This window comes from Natrinema salifodinae (assembly GCF_900110455.1).
GTDB lineage: Archaea > Halobacteriota > Halobacteria > Halobacteriales > Natrialbaceae > Natrinema > Natrinema salifodinae.
Map to the genome: position 1 here is coordinate 466,810 of NZ_FOIS01000001.1, position 15,992 is coordinate 482,801.

Annotated in this window: 16 protein-coding genes; 10 read left to right on the top strand and 6 right to left on the bottom strand. The window is 68.4% G+C overall.

Annotation, left to right across the window (positions count from 1 at the left end):
- Positions 1 to 85: 85 nt before the first annotated feature.
- Positions 86 to 1,435 (top strand): DolP-mannose mannosyltransferase, encoded by a 1,350-nt coding sequence (locus BMY29_RS02115; protein ID WP_049991085.1) that lies wholly within the window; start codon positions 86 to 88, stop codon positions 1,433 to 1,435.
- Positions 1,436 to 1,812: 377 nt separating this feature from the next.
- On the opposite strand, the gene BMY29_RS02120 is transcribed toward BMY29_RS02115, so the two are convergent.
- Positions 1,813 to 3,663 (bottom strand): SLC13 family permease, encoded by a 1,851-nt coding sequence (locus BMY29_RS02120; RefSeq protein ID WP_049991086.1) that lies wholly within the window; start codon positions 3,661 to 3,663, stop codon positions 1,813 to 1,815.
- 112 nt (positions 3,664 to 3,775) lie between these two features.
- Here BMY29_RS02120 and BMY29_RS02125 point away from each other — a divergent pair, with 112 nt between their 5' ends.
- From BMY29_RS02125 to BMY29_RS02135, 3 genes are all read left to right on the top strand, one after another.
- Entirely contained in the window at positions 3,776 to 4,159 is a 384-nt protein-coding gene (locus BMY29_RS02125; protein WP_049991087.1) for a tautomerase, read from the top strand.
- Positions 4,160 to 4,224: 65 nt separating this feature from the next.
- Positions 4,225 to 5,427, top strand: a complete 1,203-nt coding sequence (locus tag BMY29_RS02130; protein WP_049991088.1) for an MFS transporter — start codon at positions 4,225 to 4,227, stop codon at positions 5,425 to 5,427.
- Between the two features lie 78 nt (positions 5,428 to 5,505).
- Positions 5,506 to 5,961, top strand: coding sequence for a universal stress protein (locus tag BMY29_RS02135; RefSeq protein WP_049991089.1), 456 nt, complete (start codon positions 5,506 to 5,508; stop codon positions 5,959 to 5,961).
- Between the two features lie 41 nt (positions 5,962 to 6,002).
- On the opposite strand, the gene BMY29_RS02140 is transcribed toward BMY29_RS02135, so the two are convergent.
- Together BMY29_RS02140 and BMY29_RS02145 are read right to left on the bottom strand one after the other, a co-directional pair.
- Entirely contained in the window at positions 6,003 to 7,277 is a 1,275-nt protein-coding gene (locus tag BMY29_RS02140) for an ArsA family ATPase (protein ID WP_049991121.1), read from the bottom strand.
- A gap of 225 nt (positions 7,278 to 7,502) precedes the next feature.
- Positions 7,503 to 8,603 carry a pyridoxal phosphate-dependent aminotransferase gene (locus tag BMY29_RS02145; RefSeq protein WP_049991090.1) on the bottom strand — a complete coding sequence of 367 codons (1,101 nt, stop codon included), beginning with the start codon at positions 8,601 to 8,603 and terminating at the stop codon, positions 7,503 to 7,505.
- A gap of 140 nt (positions 8,604 to 8,743) precedes the next feature.
- Between BMY29_RS02145 and BMY29_RS02150 the strand changes: the two genes are divergently transcribed.
- Positions 8,744 to 9,262 carry a CinA family protein gene (locus tag BMY29_RS02150; protein ID WP_049991091.1) on the top strand — a complete coding sequence of 173 codons (519 nt, stop codon included), beginning with the start codon at positions 8,744 to 8,746 and terminating at the stop codon, positions 9,260 to 9,262.
- Positions 9,263 to 9,342: 80 nt separating this feature from the next.
- Positions 9,343 to 9,828 (top strand): metal-dependent hydrolase, encoded by a 486-nt coding sequence (locus BMY29_RS02155; RefSeq protein WP_049991092.1) that lies wholly within the window; start codon positions 9,343 to 9,345, stop codon positions 9,826 to 9,828.
- A gap of 67 nt (positions 9,829 to 9,895) precedes the next feature.
- Here BMY29_RS02155 and BMY29_RS02160 read toward each other — a convergent pair whose 3' ends face one another.
- Both BMY29_RS02160 and BMY29_RS02165 read right to left on the bottom strand, forming a co-directional pair.
- The gene (locus BMY29_RS02160; protein ID WP_049991093.1) at positions 9,896 to 10,219 is read right to left on the bottom strand and encodes a DMT family transporter; all 324 of its coding nucleotides are present in this window, start codon (positions 10,217 to 10,219) and stop codon (positions 9,896 to 9,898) included.
- 129 nt (positions 10,220 to 10,348) lie between these two features.
- Positions 10,349 to 11,407, bottom strand: a complete 1,059-nt coding sequence (locus BMY29_RS02165; RefSeq protein WP_049991094.1) for a cell division protein CdpA domain-containing protein — start codon at positions 11,405 to 11,407, stop codon at positions 10,349 to 10,351.
- A 147-nt stretch (positions 11,408 to 11,554) separates the two neighbouring features.
- Between BMY29_RS02165 and BMY29_RS02170 the strand changes: the two genes are divergently transcribed.
- From BMY29_RS02170 to BMY29_RS02185, 4 genes are all read left to right on the top strand, one after another.
- Positions 11,555 to 11,839: a DUF5789 family protein gene (locus BMY29_RS02170; RefSeq protein ID WP_049991095.1), complete on the top strand. Its 285-nt coding sequence runs from the start codon at positions 11,555 to 11,557 to the stop codon at positions 11,837 to 11,839.
- A 4-nt stretch (positions 11,840 to 11,843) separates the two neighbouring features.
- Positions 11,844 to 12,539 (top strand): CPBP family glutamic-type intramembrane protease, encoded by a 696-nt coding sequence (locus BMY29_RS02175; protein WP_049991096.1) that lies wholly within the window; start codon positions 11,844 to 11,846, stop codon positions 12,537 to 12,539.
- 49 nt (positions 12,540 to 12,588) lie between these two features.
- Positions 12,589 to 13,026 carry a DUF302 domain-containing protein gene (locus BMY29_RS02180; protein WP_049991097.1) on the top strand — a complete coding sequence of 146 codons (438 nt, stop codon included), beginning with the start codon at positions 12,589 to 12,591 and terminating at the stop codon, positions 13,024 to 13,026.
- A 188-nt stretch (positions 13,027 to 13,214) separates the two neighbouring features.
- A complete protein-coding gene (locus BMY29_RS02185) occupies positions 13,215 to 14,348 on the top strand; it encodes an AI-2E family transporter (RefSeq protein ID WP_049991098.1) in 1,134 nt (377 codons plus the stop codon).
- Positions 14,349 to 14,401: 53 nt separating this feature from the next.
- On the opposite strand, the gene arcD is transcribed toward BMY29_RS02185, so the two are convergent.
- Positions 14,402 to 15,838, bottom strand: a complete 1,437-nt coding sequence (gene arcD / locus BMY29_RS02190) for an arginine/ornithine antiporter ArcD (protein WP_049991099.1) — start codon at positions 15,836 to 15,838, stop codon at positions 14,402 to 14,404.
- Positions 15,839 to 15,992 lie beyond the last annotated feature (154 nt).

Sequence of the window (15,992 nt, forward strand, 5' to 3'; positions counted from 1 at the left end):
GTGCCGACGGCGGTCGCGCGCTGACCCGCGCGATGGCAGCAGACGAGCCCGCAGCGTCCGTACCCGACCGTCACGATACCCCCCCATGCCGATACGTATCCCCCTCCGCGCTCGCTCCGACTGGATCGTCGTTCTCGGTCCGATCGTCGCCGTTCTGTTCGCCGCCGGACTCGCGACGTATCTCGTAACCGAGTGGCCGGCGATCGCGACCGATCCGGCGTTCTTCCAGCACACCGGTTGGTACGTCCTCAACGGCGGCGTTCCATACGTCGACGTCTGGGACGTGAACCCGCCCGTCCCGTTCGGCATCTCGGCCGTGCTCGCCGTCCTTTCCGGCGGCGACATGCTCGTTTTGCACGGGCTCGGCGTGACGCTCACGGCGGTCGTCGCGGCCGCGAGCGTCCTGCTCGTCGGGCAGGTGGCTCACCTCGCGACCGGGAACGACGCGGCGGCGGTCGCCGCCGGCCTCGCGATGCTGGTCGTCCCGGAACTCTTCCTCCTCTCCCCGGAAGGGGTGCGGGCGCAGTTCTACGCGCTGTTTTTCGGCGTCCTCGCGCTCGCTCTGGTCCTCCGCGACCGTCCGTTCCTCGCGGGAGCCGCCGCGGCGCTGAGCGCCGGCTCGTGGCAGTCGGGGGCCGCGTTCGCACTGTTGGTCGTCGGGATGGCGTACCAGCGAACTGACCGGCGGGGCGCGCTCGCGGCGATCGCGGGCGGCAGCGTCGTGACCGGTGCCGTCCTCGTCGCGTTCGCGGCCGCGGGCGCGCTCGTTCCAATGGTCGTCCAGACCGTGCTCGCACCGCTGCTCGCCGGCTCGTCGTACACCCTGGCCGAACGCGTCTACTCGATCCTGCTGGTGTTCGGCTACGGGTCAATGCTCCTTCCGGTGGCGTTCTACGGCTGGGCGCGCGCCGTCGCCGTCGTCGACCGCCGAGAGCTGTGGTGGGTGCCCGCAGGCGGCCTGATATTCGGCTTTCAGGTGCTGTTCGTCGACATGGACGGCTCGACCGACGCGCTCCTGTGGCTCGCCTTCGTCGCGCTCGGCGTGGGCGTCGCCGCCGAACGCGTGACCGCGCGGCGATCGTCGGTGACGGACCCCGGGGACGACGCGGCCCCGACGATCCGCCGCCAGTGGGCCGTCGTGGCCGTCGTTGGACTGCTCGTCCTCGCGGGACTGGGCTGGCACTACGGCTCTCCGCAGCCCCAGGAGCGACTCCGGACGATGGAGGAAGCGGCCGAACCCGACGGGGACCCGCTTCCGATACGGCCAGGCGACGCGGACGTCCCGTCGATGCAGACCATCTACTGGGAACGGATGGAGCCCGAGACATGCCACTACCGGTTGAGTTGGAACGAGATGCGGTGGATCGCGATGACGGACGGGCAACTAGACGCGCATGATTGCGACGGGTGGCCGAGTCGCACCGATCGCGGCTGAGCGGTCGGCGGCTCGAGAGCGCTTCGATCGGAGAAAAAATGGGTCGCTCGATCGCGGATTCGAAACGAGTGCCCGAAAGGGGTGTGATGTCCGCCCCTCTCTTTGTAATCGATCGGTGCCCTGGTGCCTCTGTGCCCCTCTCGAGGCATTCGAGTCCAGCACCTACGCGTGTATTGAACGCGGTGATTGTGTCTCCGAATTATATGACTATTCAACTGAGTTTGTGTCGTTATACGGCGTCTTCGAACGCTTGCGTTCTAGCAACGATCGAACTCGGGACGGTGCTGGGTTCCAACCACAGTTGTTGATCTGAAACTCCGGTTCAACGGGTCGCCCGAATCGATCCCGATTCCCGCGGCCGACGACCCGCGTGACCGTTAGGACCCCTGGAACGCCTCGGCGAACTCGGCCGGCAGCGTCCCGATCTCGATCCCCCAGGCGATCGGCAGCCAGCCGAGCGCGACGAGCGTGATCAGGACGATCCCGATGACGTTGAGCCCGCTCCCGATGCGGGCCATCTGCGGGAGCGAGATGTAGCCGCTGCCGAAGACGATCGCGTTCGGCGGCGTCGCGACCGGCAGCATGAACGCGAAGGACGCCGCCGTCGCGCCTGCGATCATCAGTCCGAACGGGTGGACGCCGATCCCCACCGCGACGCCGGCTAAGATCGGCATCAGCATCGCCGTCGTCGCCGTGTTCGAGGTGACCTCGGTCAGGAAGATCGTCATCACGACCACGGCCAGCAGGATGACGACCATCGGAACCCCCGCGAGCAACTCGAGTTGCTCGCCGATCCAGGCCGCCAGGCCGGTCTCGCCGAAGGCGTCGGCGATCGCGAGGCCGCCGCCGAACAGGAGGATGACGCCCCACGGGATGTCCACGGCGTTGGTCCAGTCGAGCAGGAAGGTGTGCGCGCCCGTTTCGGTCTCCGTCGGGAGCGTAAAGAGAACCAGGGCACCGCCGATGGCGACGATCGTGTCCGAGTCCTCGGGCGGCGTCACACCGAACAGCGGCTCGATCAGGCTAGCGCCGATCCAGGCCGCGGCCATGCCGACGAAGACGACGCCGACCATCATCTCCTGCGTGTTCATCGGCCCGAGGCGCTCGAGTTCGCGGTCGATGGTGTCCGCCCCGGCGGGGAGTTCGCTGAACTGGGGCGTCACCGCGAGGCGGGTGACGTAGCCGTAGACGGCCACGAGTCCGACGATCGAGATGGGGACGCCGTAGAGCATCCACTGGGCGAACGTCACCGACTGGTCGAACAGCGCCGACGCCTGGCCCGCGAAGAGAACGTTCGGCGGGGTGCCGATCAGCGTCGAGACGCCGCCGACCGAGGCGCCGTAGGCGATACACAGCATCAGCGCGACGCCGAAGGAGAAGTTCCCCTCGCTGGTGTCGACGTCGAGGCCGGCCTCGTCGATCAGGTCGGCGGTCTGGTAGATGACCGCCAGCGCGATGGGGACCATCATCATCACGGTCGCGCTGTTGGAGACCCACATCGAGAGAAACGCCGTCGCGAGCATGAATCCGAGGATGAGCCGCGAGGGCTCGGTGCCGACGGCCTTGATCGTCCGGAGCGCGATCCGCCGGTGGAGCCCCCACCGCTGCATCGCCATCGCGAGGAAGAACCCGCCCATGAACAGGAAGATCAGCGGATGCCCGTACGACGGCGTCGTCTCCGCCGCGGGCAGCGCGCCCGTCAGCGGGAACAGGACGATCGGCAACAGCGACGTCGCCGGAATCGGGATCGCCTCGGACATCCACCAGATCGCGACCCAGGCGGTGGCGGCCGCGACGGCCTTTCCCGCCGCCGACAGCCCGCTCGGCGTCGGCGAGAGGAAGATGAGCGCGAACAGGACCGGCCCGAGGACGAAGCCGACCTTCTGTCGGAGGGCGTATGTGCCGCCGACGTCGAACGGGGAGCCGCCGTCGTCGCCGCGACTGCCGCCGGCGCCGCCGCCGGGATCAGCGTCGGTCGCAGTCTCGGTTCCGGTCCCAGTTTCGGTCTCGCTACCGGACCCGGCGGCGCCGCGCTCGCCCGCGTCGCGCCCGCCGTCCGAAAAGACGCGCCGCGCGAGCCGTCGTTCCTCGGCCGTCAGGTCGTCCATGTCCGCGATCATGGCCGGCGCGTCGAGCGTGAGGTACGCCTTCGTCCGGGCATTGACGACCCACAGGTACCGCCACAGCCGCGATAGCGAACGGCCGGATCGGTCGCGTTCGGCCACCATGTTTCGGAGTGCTCCCACGACCAGGCGCATAATAGTGGTCGCTTACACGGTCCCTACACCGCGCCTGGCGGCACGGACGAGCGTATAAGCTGATTCCGATCCAAGTCGCGGTATGCCGCTACTGCAGTTCGAGACGACACTGTCACTTTCCGACGCCGAGAAGACGGCGTTCGCCGAACGGGTAACGGACCTGTACACCGACGAGATGGCGACGACCGCGGGCCACGTCGCGGTCTCGATTCGCGAGCGCGGCCAGGCGGACCTCCACCTCGGGCGCGCCGTCGACGGACCGGTGCTCTTCCTCGACGCCGAGATTCGTCGCGGCCGCTCGTTCGACCGCAAACGCGCGTTCGCGCTCGCGACCATGGCGTACGTCGGCGAGACCTTCGACGTCCCTGACGAGAACATGAAGGTCGTCTTCACCGAACACCCGGGCGAGTCGATGATGGGCGTCGACCGCGTGGGCGGCGAGTGGAGCGGCGACGAGCGGGACTAACAGCAGTCTCGCGTCGCGAGCCCCGCCATACTAAAGCCCGCCCTCGGGATAGGTCGCGACGTTCGATGGACCGGTCGGATCGACGGCTCGTCTCGCTCGTCACGCTCTGGCAGGTGGCCGCGAGCGTCTGTTACTACACCGTCTTCGCGGCGACGACTTTCTTCCGCGCCGAATTCGGCCTCTCGCGGTTTCAGGTGGGGTTCGTCGTGACGGCGCTGACGATCGGTTACGCGATCTTCCTGCTCCCAGTCGGGACGTTGATCGACCGCGTCGGCGAGAAGCGAGTCCTGATCGTCGGCCTGAGCGGGCTCTCGTTCGGCGCGGCGATGGTCGCCGGCTCGCCGTCCGTCCCCCTCCTCTTCGGGTCGGTCTTCGTCCTCGGCTCCCTGTACGCAACCGCCATTCCGGGAACGAACAAGGCGATCTACGACAACGTCGCGCCGGAGCGCCAGAACGTCGCGATCGGCATCAAACAGGTCGGCGTCACCGCCGGCAGCGGTATCAGCGCGCTGCTCGTCACCGGTCTGGCCGGCGTCCTCTTCTGGCAGGCCGGGTTTCTGATCGCCGCCGGCGTCGGACTCGCGGTCGCGATCCTCTTCTCGCTGCGGTACGCCGGCTCGGCCGACGGCGGGTCGACGACGGATCCGGACCTCCGGGGGCTACTCGACAACGGGCCGTACCTGCTGCTCGTCGCGGCGGGCTTTTTCCTCGGCGCGGCGCTGTTCACCACGACCGGCTACACCGTGTTGTTCGTCGAGGAGGCGGTCGGCGCGTCCGTCGCCGTCGGCGGCGTCGTGCTCGCGCTCGTCCAACTGTTCGGCAGCGCCGGGCGGATCGTCGGGGGCTGGCTGGGAGACGTCCTTCCCGGCGAGCCCCGCGTCCGGATCGGCGCGATCCTGATCGGCCAGGCGCTGGCCGGCGCCGGGCTGTTCGTCGTCGCCGCCACCGCCTCGACGCCGGCGGAGGCGGCCCTCACCTTCTCCGCGCTGGGCTTTTTCGTCCTCGGGAACACCGGCGTCTACTACTCCTGTCTGGCGACGCTGGTCCCGGCCGACGAGCTGGGCAGCGCCACCGCCGGCGGCCAGCTCTCGGTCGTCCTCGGCTCGGTCGTCGTCCCGCCCGCCTTCGGCTACCTCGCGGACGCGGTCGACTACCGGGCCGCCTGGTGGCTGCTCGCGGCCTGTTCGGTCGCCGCCGCCGCGGTCGTCGCGCTCGTCGTCCGCCGCGAGCCGCCGGTCGACGAGCCGGCCGCGGCGGAGTCGGGGTGAGCGTCCGCGACGGGCGCGGCGAGCGCGGTGCGATCGGGGGCTGTAACCACTATCCGTCTCGGCGTCGAACGTGTCACCATGTACCGCGTGCTGCTTCCGGTCGACGAGAACGAGTCCCGAGCGCGGAGCCAGGCGACCGCTGTCCGTACTCTTCCGAACGCCGCGGCGGACGTCTCGGTCGACGTGCTCCACGTCAGCGAGGGCGGCGGCGGGCCGGACGCCGAGTGGGCGGCGGGCGGGTTCGCCGAGGAATACGCCGACGAGATGGAGCGACTCCACGAGAACGACGCCCTGCCGGAGTCCGTCGAGACGGCGGTCGACGTCCTGGACGCTGCCGAGATAGAGTGGACGTTCCATGCGGCGACCGGCGACCCCCCGGACGTGATCCTCGCGTCGGCAGCCGAGTACGACAGCGACCAGATCATCCTGGGCGTCCAGCACCGCTCCCCGGTCGGCAAGGTGCTGTTCGGCAGCGTCGCTCAGGCCGTGATCCTCGGCAGCGACCGGCCGGTAACGGTCGTGCCCGCGAAGTGAAATCGTGTATAGAGCCGCGAGCCGTGGTATCGTACTCGCCGCTATCGCAGACAGGCGGCGACGACCTCGAGCATGCCCTCGCCGCGGACCTCGTCGGCGAACAGCGGCACTCGCCGGACGTCGGTGCCCCGGAACAGTTCCTGGGCCTCGGCTAAGGCCGACTGCTGGACGTCCCACCGGCGCTGGCAGAACTCGCAGTCGTCGAGATTCGGCTGTAGGAACTCGCCCTCGACGTCGTCGGTGACGTTCGACAGTGGCTCCATCACCCGGTTGACGACGACGGTGCCGACCGGGATCTCGAACTCCCGGAGCTGCTGGCGCAGGCGCTTTGACTCGACGACGCTCATCTCCTCGGGGACCATGACGATCCGGAAGTCGGTCCGCGCAGGGTCGCGGAGGGTGGCCCGCAGGCGCTCGATGCGCTCGCGCAGTTCCTGCAGGTCCTCGAGATCGTCCGCCTCTTCCTGCGAGTCTCCGCCGCCGAACATTCCCTTGACGCCGTCGAGCATGCCGCTAATGCGCTGGCGGAACTGGAGCAGCCGCCCCATCATCGTGTCCATGACCTCCGGCAGCTGGAGCAGCCGGAGGGTGTGGCCCGTCGGCGCGGTGTCGACGACCACGCGCTCGAACCGTTCGTCGTCCATGTACTCGAGCAGAAGCTGCATCGCGGCGGCCTCGTCGGAGCCGGGCATCGCGCCGCCGAAGACTGCGTCCATCGGCGACTCCTCGCCGAGCATCTCGCCGAGGCCGCCGAGGGGACCGCCCGCGCCGCCGGCTCCGGCACCAGCGCCGGCGTCGCCGCCGAACAGCCCCTGGCCGGATTCGGGACCGAAGCCCGCCTGGCCGCCCCCGCCCTCGTCGCCTTCGGTACCAGCGCCATCCCCGCCGAGAAACGCCGCCTGGCCCTCTTCCATCGCGGCGTCGGGGTCGATCTCGGCCGCGTAGAGGGGGATGTCCTCGCGGATGCGGGTCGGTTCCGCGGGGATGTCGGTCTCGAAGGTGTCGGAGAGGGAGTGGGCGGGGTCGGTCGAGACGATCAGCGTCGGCGTGGCGCCGCGGGCGCTGTCGAGCGCGGTCGCGGCCGCCATCGTCGTCTTCCCGACGCCGCCTTTCCCGCCGTAGAGGACGTAGTCGGGGCCGTCGATGGGCTCGTCGGATGGCTCGACGTCGACGGTCTCGCGCTCGTCCGACGCGTCGTCGACCGAGTCCGTCGGCGTCACCTCGATGGTGTGTGCGCCGTCGTCGCTGTCGGTGTCCGTCGCCCCGTCCGCCTCGCGTTCGTCTTCGTCGACCGGTTCGACGTCGATGCCGCTCATACTCCGGGATTCCCCGTCCCCACACGAGTATTCGTCGGTCTCGACCATCGGTGCCGGCTTCGATCGGACTCGACTCCCCGGCGTCGCCGGGGGCGGCGATCCATCGCCGCGGACGAGATCACGGTCCGCCAGGCCGATCGCCGACTGATTGCCGGGGAGTCCACAGCAAAGTCCCGTCCTCAAGGACCGAGGCGCGTATGCGCCGAGGGAGTAGGGTGGGGTCGTTTACTCGAAGTACGTCGCCAGGCGCTCGGCCGCTTCCTCGACCCGCGGGGTTACGAGCGCGAACCGCAGCCAGTCGCTGCGGGAGTCGCCGAAGGCTTCGCCGGGCATTCCCGCGACGCCGGCCTCGTCGATCAGGCGTTCGACGTTCTCCAGGGTGCCCGGATAGCCGTCGAAGCGGGCCATGACGTAGAACGAGCCCCGCGGCGTAGTGTACTCCGCGCCCGCCGCGTCGAGCGCGTCGGTGAACGTTTCGACGCGCTCGCGGAGCCGCTCGCGATTTCGCTCGTAGTAGTCGGGGCCGGTCTCGCGCAACGCGTTCAACACCGCGTACTGGCCGGGCCTGGTCGTGGCGACGTTGACCAGCATGTGGCGGCGCTTGGCGTCCGCGACGAGTTCCGGCGGGAAAATCGCGTAGCCGACGCGGACGCCGGTGATCGCCATCGACTTCGAGAAGGCGTTGGTGACGATTCGGTTGGGGGAGTCGACTGCGAGCGCGCTCGCGAACCGCCCCGACAGGTCGTAGTGGTCGTACACCTCGTCGCTGACGAGGATCGCGTCGTGGTCCTCGGCGACGGCGACGAGTTCTCGCATCGTCTCCTCGGGATAGACCGCGCCCGTCGGGTTGTTCGGCGTGTTCACGACGATCGCGGCAGTCTCCGCGCTCGCGGCCGCGCGGACGGCCTCGGGATCGAGCCGGCCTTCCTCGTCCGTCGCGACGAACCGTTGGCTCCCGTCGAGCAGCGTCGTCTTCCCCGGATAGTAGGGGTAGACGGGATCCGTCAGGAGGAGTTCGCTCCCCCGGTCGCGTTCGAGCGCTCGCGCCATCGCCAGGTAGTTCGCCTCGCCGGCCCCGTTGGTGACGACGACCTGGTCGGCGTCGACGCCGCGCCGGGCGGCGATCTCCTCGCGGAGTTCGCGCAACCCCTCGCTGGGCGGGTACTGGAACCGGTCGGGGTCGAGGTCGGCGTACTCGCGCAGTCCCTCCCGGAGCGCCTCGGGGGGTTCCCAGTCAGGATTGCCACTGACCATGTCGATGACGTCCCGGTCCGCCGCGTTCGCGTACTGCATCACGTGGAAGAACAGCGGCGTCTCGTACTCCATGTGACACGGTATGTATCGTCGGTCTTTTCGCTCTTCCTATCCCGTCCGGCGAGGGCGGGAGAGGTCGCGTCGTCCGTCGTCCGTCGTCCGGCGATCGGTCGGGCGTCGGTTTGACAACACGGCGGTCCGTTGCTCGAGGTATGCTCGAACACGTCGATCGGGAGCGAGCGCGGCGCGTCGGCGAGGCGCTGCGGGAGGCCGACGAGCGCCTGGCCGTCGCCGAGTCCTGTACCGGCGGGCTGATCGGGGCCGCGATCACCGCCGTCCCGGGCGCGAGCGACTACTTCGATTCGGGACTGACGACCTACGCCTACGACGCCAAGCGCCGCCACCTCGGCGTCAGTCGCGAGGCGCTCGACGAACACGGTGCTGTCTCCGAACCCGTCGCCCGCGAGATGGCGCGGGGCGTTCGAGACGTCGCGGACGTGACCTGGGGTATCTCGGCGACCGGCATCGCCGGTCCCTCCGGCGGCACCGAGGAGAACCCGGTCGGAACGGTCTACGTCGGCATCGCCTACGCGGCCCCGTGGGGCAGCGAAGACTCGTACTCGATCGTCTCGCGGTACGTCTTCGACGGCGACCGCGACGAAATTCGCGCGAAAACGGTCGACCAGGCGCTCGCCGATCTGCTGTCGGAACTCGACGCCGAACTGCCGTGACGTTCGTTCGTGTGACTGAAACGACTCGATGATAGTCTCGAGAGTAAACTATTCCCCGGTCGACTTCCCAGTCCCGGGTAATGAACAAGAAGGGGCACGTGCTGAACGCCGTCCTGTTGAGCATCGGGCTGGGGTATCTGCTCGAACCGTCGGGTGGCCCCGAGACGTTCAGGACGATTGCGATGCTCGGCATCCCCGTGACGCTCGGGGCGCTGTTCCCGGACGTCGACACCGCGTTCGGCCGCCATCGGAAGACGTTGCACAACCTGCCGATCCTAATCGGATTCGTCGCCTTTCCGTACGTTTTCGACAACCTCGAGTACGTCTGGATCGGCGTGCTGACCCACTACGTGCTCGACGTCGCGGGGAGCAAGCGCGGGATCGCGCTGTTCTATCCGGTCTGGAAGAAGGAGTTCGGCCTGCCGGTCGGCGTCACGGTCAGCAGCAAGCGCGCGGATCTGGTGACGGTGGTCGTCACCGTCGGCGAGTTGCTGCTCGCCGCCACGTTCGTGTTCGAACTCCCACAGTGGGGCTTCCGGATGGGACGACACGTTCTCGGCCTGTAACGGACGACCTGTAGCGGATGCGGTTTTCCCTCCGCACGGCCCGTCGCAGTCTCGGTCACGGCCGCAGTCAGTGACCGCCAGTCGAGAGGTGAAGGCCCGCGATGCCGACGACGATCGTGCCGATAAAGACGAGCCGCGAGAGGCTGATGGGCTCGTCGAACAGGACGATTCCGAGCGATGCCGTCCCGACGGCCCCGATCCCCGTCCAGACCGCGTAGGCCGTCCCCACCGGGAGGTCTTCGATCGCCTTCGCCAACAGGACCAGGCTGACGAGCATGGCGATCCCGGTGCCCAGCGTGGGCAGGGGGTTCGAGAACCCGTCCGAGTATTCGAGACCGATCGCCCAGGCGACTTCGAACAGACCGGCGACGAGCAAGAGGTACCACGACATCTCGGATTCCGGTAGCCGCGCGGCCCGGCTATAGCTTCCGTTTCGCGGCGACCGAGAGCGACGCGACCCGAAAACGAGCGGCCGAGGACGAGACCGAATCGACATCGTTGACGGCGGCTACCGACACCGCTATCGCCGATTGTTCGGTGTCCACTCCTGACAGGCGTCCATGTCGTCCATGGCCCGATCGTGGCGGGCGCAGTACGGGACCATCCCCTCCGAAGAGCGGACGTACTCGAAGTGCTTGCAGTTCCCGCAGTAGCGGTCCGTCGGCTGGCTGGGCGTGTCGGGCGTCGTCGACGACTCGACGATCTCCGCGTCGCGGCCGTCGCCCACGTCCGCGTCGCCGGCGGTATCGAGCGGCGAGGTGATGTCCGCGGCCGCGGAGCCACCGTCGCTGGTCGCGACGCCTGGCCGGCCGGATATCGACCCGGATCCGGTACCGGAGCTCCCTCCACCGGACCCGCTTGCGCGGCCGGTCCGCGACGAGCGGCCGCCGTTCGCTCCCTCGTCGTACGAGAGCGTCGTGTCGGTTCTGGATCGGTCGGCGTTGGCGGTCGCGGCGCCGTCGTCCGCGTTGGTCTGGGTGTCCACGTCGCCGTCGGGCGTCCCGCCGAGGAAGCCGATGCCGCCGAACCCGCTCGAGCCGGCGTCCTCGTCGTCGACGTTGACGACGGTCTTGTTGTGGCGGGTGACGTTCATCTGGAGCATGCCGCCCGGATCGTTGCGGCGCTTGAACGTCGCCACGGCGGCGAACAGACACCAGATCGCGGTCAGGAGCCCGAGCAGGTAGATCACGGAGACCTCGAGGGTTAGCTGATCGCTTCCGTACCGCCAGCGCTGGGGGTAGGCCTGCCAGAAGAGCGCGACTCCGAGCAGGCAGAGGCTCGCGCTGATCGCGGCCGTCGCCTGAACGCGACGGCCCGCCGGCAGGACGACGAAGACGCCGACGAGGATGGTGGGGACGCTGAGACCCGCGAGGATCCCCGCGGCGCGGACGGTCGCGAACCGGGCGGCCATCTCCCCCGAGATATCAGCCGCGAACCCGCCGAAGAGGTCGGTCGTCGCCACGAGCACGGCCACGACGGCCAGGGCCGCACCGAACACTACGAGCGCCGTCCCCGCGTACAGCCGGCGGCCCGTCACCCCCGATGCGGTCCCGTCGTAGACCTCCGTCAGGCTTGTCATGGGCAGCCGTTCGGCGTCCCACCACAAAACGATACGTCAGACACCTCTCAACTTACGGAGGGGTCCACGCGCGACCGTCCGTCCGCGTCGCACATCACGACCGGTTGAAACGAAAGCTTGAATCGCCGCCCTCGCAAACGACCGTCCATGAGCGACGAGGACGAAGACGAGCCAGCGGTCGAACTCGGAGCACACACCCCCGTCGAGGGCGCGCCCCTCGCCCGCGTGAGTTCGCGGCTGACCTGGCCGAAGGAGAAAAGCGAGGTCGACCGCCTCGAGGGCGACACCGTCATCCGAACGCCCGAGGGCCCGCGCGAACTCTCGAGCGTGCTCGACGAGGTCGACGAGACGTACTTCCAGCGCCACCAGGAGTTCGAGGACCACGTCCGCGACGTGATCGGGACCGGCCCGATCCCGACCGCCGACGAGTAACACCGTGGCCTCGAAGCCGGGTCAAGGCGACGACCGCTGGCTCCGGAACCGCCTGGCGCTCTCGTGGGTCCAGAAGTCGCTACTGATCGGCGCCCTCGTGACGCTGGTGTGGATGCGCCTGGTTCCGCACGACATCGACCAGCGGGTCGTCGTCGATAGCGTCCTCCTGATCGGGGGACCGCTCGTGCTCGGCCTCACTCACGGGAATCGCATCGGTTGGCGCATCGATCGCGTCGCGGTCCGCAACGCCGTTCTGCTCGCGCTGTTCGTCACGCCCTTCTACGTCATCGGCTCCACGTTGCCGACGATCCGCGCGTTTTATCCGATCTGGGAGACCTCGGCTGCGCCGGCGGCGTTCGCCTCGCACGCGTGCAAACTGTTCGTGCTCGCGCTGGCCGCCGAGACCTACTACCGCGGGTTGCTCTGTGTCGGCGTCAAGGAGGTCGGCTTCGGCGCGGTGTTCATCAGCCCCATCGTCTACATGCTGCATCACTCCGCGAAACCGCCGATCGAGTTCCTGCTGTCGGGGCCGACGGACGTCCTGTTCGGCGCCGTCGACTACAAGTCCGACTCCATCCTCCCGTCGGTGGTCGCCCACGGTGGCGGGCTCGTTCTGCTCGACTGGCTGGTCCTGCACGAGCCGCTGTTCGACCCGACCCCGATATTGCGGATCCTCGAGTGGGCGCCGATTCCGCTGTAGTCGGGTCGCCGGCAACCCGTATAAGGCCGGGGACGACTAACCGTCGCGTATGAGCCTGCCGATCGACCCGACGAAGATCGACCCGGAGGACTACGGCGAGCACCGCGCAGTTCTCGAGATGGACCACGAGGAAGCCGTCGAACACACCCGCGAGGTGTTCACCGACGCCGGATTCGGCGTCCCGGCGGAGTTCTCGCCGTCGGAACTGCTAAACGAGAAGGTCGACGCCGACCGCGACCCGTACTACGTTCTCGGCGCCTGTAACCCCGAAATGGCCGATCGCGTCCTCGACGTGACCGAGCAGATGGGTGCGCTGTTCCCGTGTAATGTCGTCATCTGGGAGGAGGAGCCCGGTCGCCAGGTCGTCTACCACGTCTCGATCATGAAGATCGCGCGCCTGCTCGGCATCGCGCCCGACGACGAGAACTGGCAGGCGATCGTCGACGAGACGAGCCAGATGGTCGACGAGGCCTACGCGAACCTCTGACCCTGCCGCCGGTCGTCCGCCGTCGATTCCCGGTTTCGGTCTCGGTTTTGGCCGTCGGATATCGAACGCCGCGTCGCGCCCGGATGCCCGATCGCGGATCGCCGCTTCGTCTCCCGTCGCCGCTCTTTTTAGCGAACGATACAGTAAGTAATACCAACACTTATGTTTCACATCCGTGAGGCTGAAACATGGACGCACGAACGTCGGTGTTCGCCCTCCTGGCCTGCGTCCTCGGTGGGCTTGCCGCCCTCATGGTCCTCCCGTTTGCCGAGTATGTGCTGCTCGCATGCGTGCTCGCGGTCGTCCTCCGTCCCGCCCACGAGCGCCTGGCGGCCCGCGTCGGACCGCGGCTCGCCGCGCTCGCGCTCACCGTGGTCGCCGTCGTCGCCGGCATCGTCCCGCTGGTACTCGTCTCGCTGGTCGTGCTCCGGACCGCCGTCTCGACGGTCGATTCGCTCGACCCCGATCGGATCGCCGACGCCTGGCGCGACCTGGCACGAACCGAACTCGGCCTGGCCGACGAGTCGGTCGCCGCGGTCGAGTCGGCCCTGCGCGCGGAACTCGCCGGCTCGGTCTCGACGGCCGCGGATCTGACGCTGAATCGGGCCGTCGGCCTCGTCACGACGGGGGCCGACGTCGCGGTCGGGCTGTTCCTCGCCGTCTTCCTGCTGTACTACCTGCTCGTCGACGGCGCGGACTTCGTCGCCTGGCTTCGCGAGATCGCACCGCTCGATCCGCGGGTCCTCGACGCCCTGTTCGCGGAGGTCCACGCCGTCACCTGGGCCGTCGTCCGGAGTCACGTGCTCGTCGCGGTCGTACAAGGGATCCTCGGCGGCATCGGACTCGCCCTACTCGGCGTTCCGTACGCGACCACGTTAGCTGTGGTTCTCGTGTGCGCGTCGTTCCTGCCGACGATCGGCGTGTGGCTCGTCTGGGGGCCGGTAACGGTCGCACAGACGGTCGCGATCGGGCCCGTCCGCGGCGCGCTCCTGGCGGGTTACGGCGTCGCCGTCCTCGCGGTCGTCGACGCGTACCTGCGAGCGATTCTGGTCGATAAGGGATCCGGCCTCCATCCGGCGATCGGCCTGGTCGGTGTCGTGGGCGGCGTCTCCCTGTTCGGGATCGTCGGGTTGTTCGTCGGCCCCGTCGTGCTCGCGACGCTCGTGGCCGCTGTGACGGTCGTCCAGCGGATCGACTGGGATCAGGTGCCGGACCGAGATCGGAACGTCGCGGTGCAGTCGGCGTCCGCGGAGTCGAGCGGCCACGACGGACCGCCGATCGAGCGAGAGCAGTCGCTCGCGGACGCGAAAACGGAGCGATAAGACGGATCGAATATTCGGTGATCGAATCGCAGGTCGGTCGACCGCGGCGGGTCTCAGTCGGCGTGCTGTGGCCGCTCGGTCCGGTCGGTCGTCGGCACGCCGCGACCGGACATCGCCATCGCGAACAGCACGAGCGGCGAGAGGATGCCAAACAGGTAGAACGGTGCGTACGCAAGGGTGTCGACACCGGTCGCCGAGGCCATGAAGACGCCGCCGGCGTGCCACGGGATGAGCGCGCCGGTCGGCGTGCCGGCCGCCTCGACGGCCCGCGAGAGTTCGTCGCTGTCGAGGCCGAACTCCTCGTAGAGGTTCCGAAGCGTCATGCCGGGCATGACGATGCTCATGTACTGCTGGGCGGTGAGCGCGTTGATCGCGATGGCGGAGATCCCCGTCCCGGCGATCAGGGTCCCGGAACTGGTGACGCCCTGCGAAAGGTTGTGGGCCAGTACCGCCAGCACGCCGGTCCGTTCGAGTAAGCCGCCGAGGGTGAGCGCCGCGACGACGATCGTGATCGTCCAGGCGGAGCCGGTCAGCCCGCCGGTCGCGAGGAGTTCGTTGACGAGTTCGGTACCGGTCTCGGGTTCGGTGCCGTACATGAAGACTTCCCAGGCGGGGACGAAGCCGGTCCCCTGGACCAGGATCGTCGTGATAGCCCCGGCGAAGACGCCGGCCACGAGGGAGGGGAGCGCGGGGTAGCCGTAGAGCGCCAGGCCGAAGGTGACCGCGAGCGGCAGGAAGACGAGCACCGAGAGGTCGTACGTGCCCGCAAGCGCGGTCTGGATCTCGGCGACGCGGTCGACCGGGATCTCACCGCTGGTCCGGAGGCCGAGCGCGGCGAAGCCGGCGACCGCGAGCCCGAACGCGATGGCCGTTCCCGTTCGCATCCGGCGGATGTGAGCGTAGAGGTCGGTGTTAGTCACGCCGGCCGCGAGATTTGTCGTGTCCGACAGCGGCGACTGCTTGTCGCCGGCGTAGGCGCCCGAGATCACCGCACCGACGGTCATCGCCGGGTCGACGCCGAGTCCCTGGCCGATTCCGACGAAGGCGACGCCAAGCGTCCCGACCGTCGTCCACGAGGAGCCGATCGAGAACGCCACGATCGCCGCCAGCACGGCCGCGACGGGCAGGAAGACCGTCGGGTTCAGCAGTTTGAGCCCGTAGTACATCATCGCCGGGATCGTGCCGGCGCCGACCCAGGTCGCGATCAGCCCGTAGATCGTGAAGATGATCAACAGCGCCTGCAGTCCCATCAGGAGGCTGTTTTCGAGCCCCTCGTAGAGATCGTTCCACCGGTAGCCAAGGTAGCGGCCGAAGGCGCCGGTAAAGACGATACTCCACAGCAGCGGAACGTGCGGATCGAGGCCGAGAACGGCCGATCCGATGCCGAGGAAGATGACGACCGCGAAGACCGGAACGAGCGCGAGCGCGAACGACGGGCGCCGCTCCGGCTCGATGTCGTCGATCGTCATCGGGGTGAAGTCGAGTGACATTGGCCGAGTTATGCGTTCCGGGAATAAAAGTGGATTGTTCTATTACTCGAAAGCATGCAACGTGGTATCAGTGGCCACTTTGCCGTGCAGTAACAGGTTCGAGGATGGGCGTTCGGCCCGTCGATTCGATCGAGAACCCGATTCCAGACGCGAC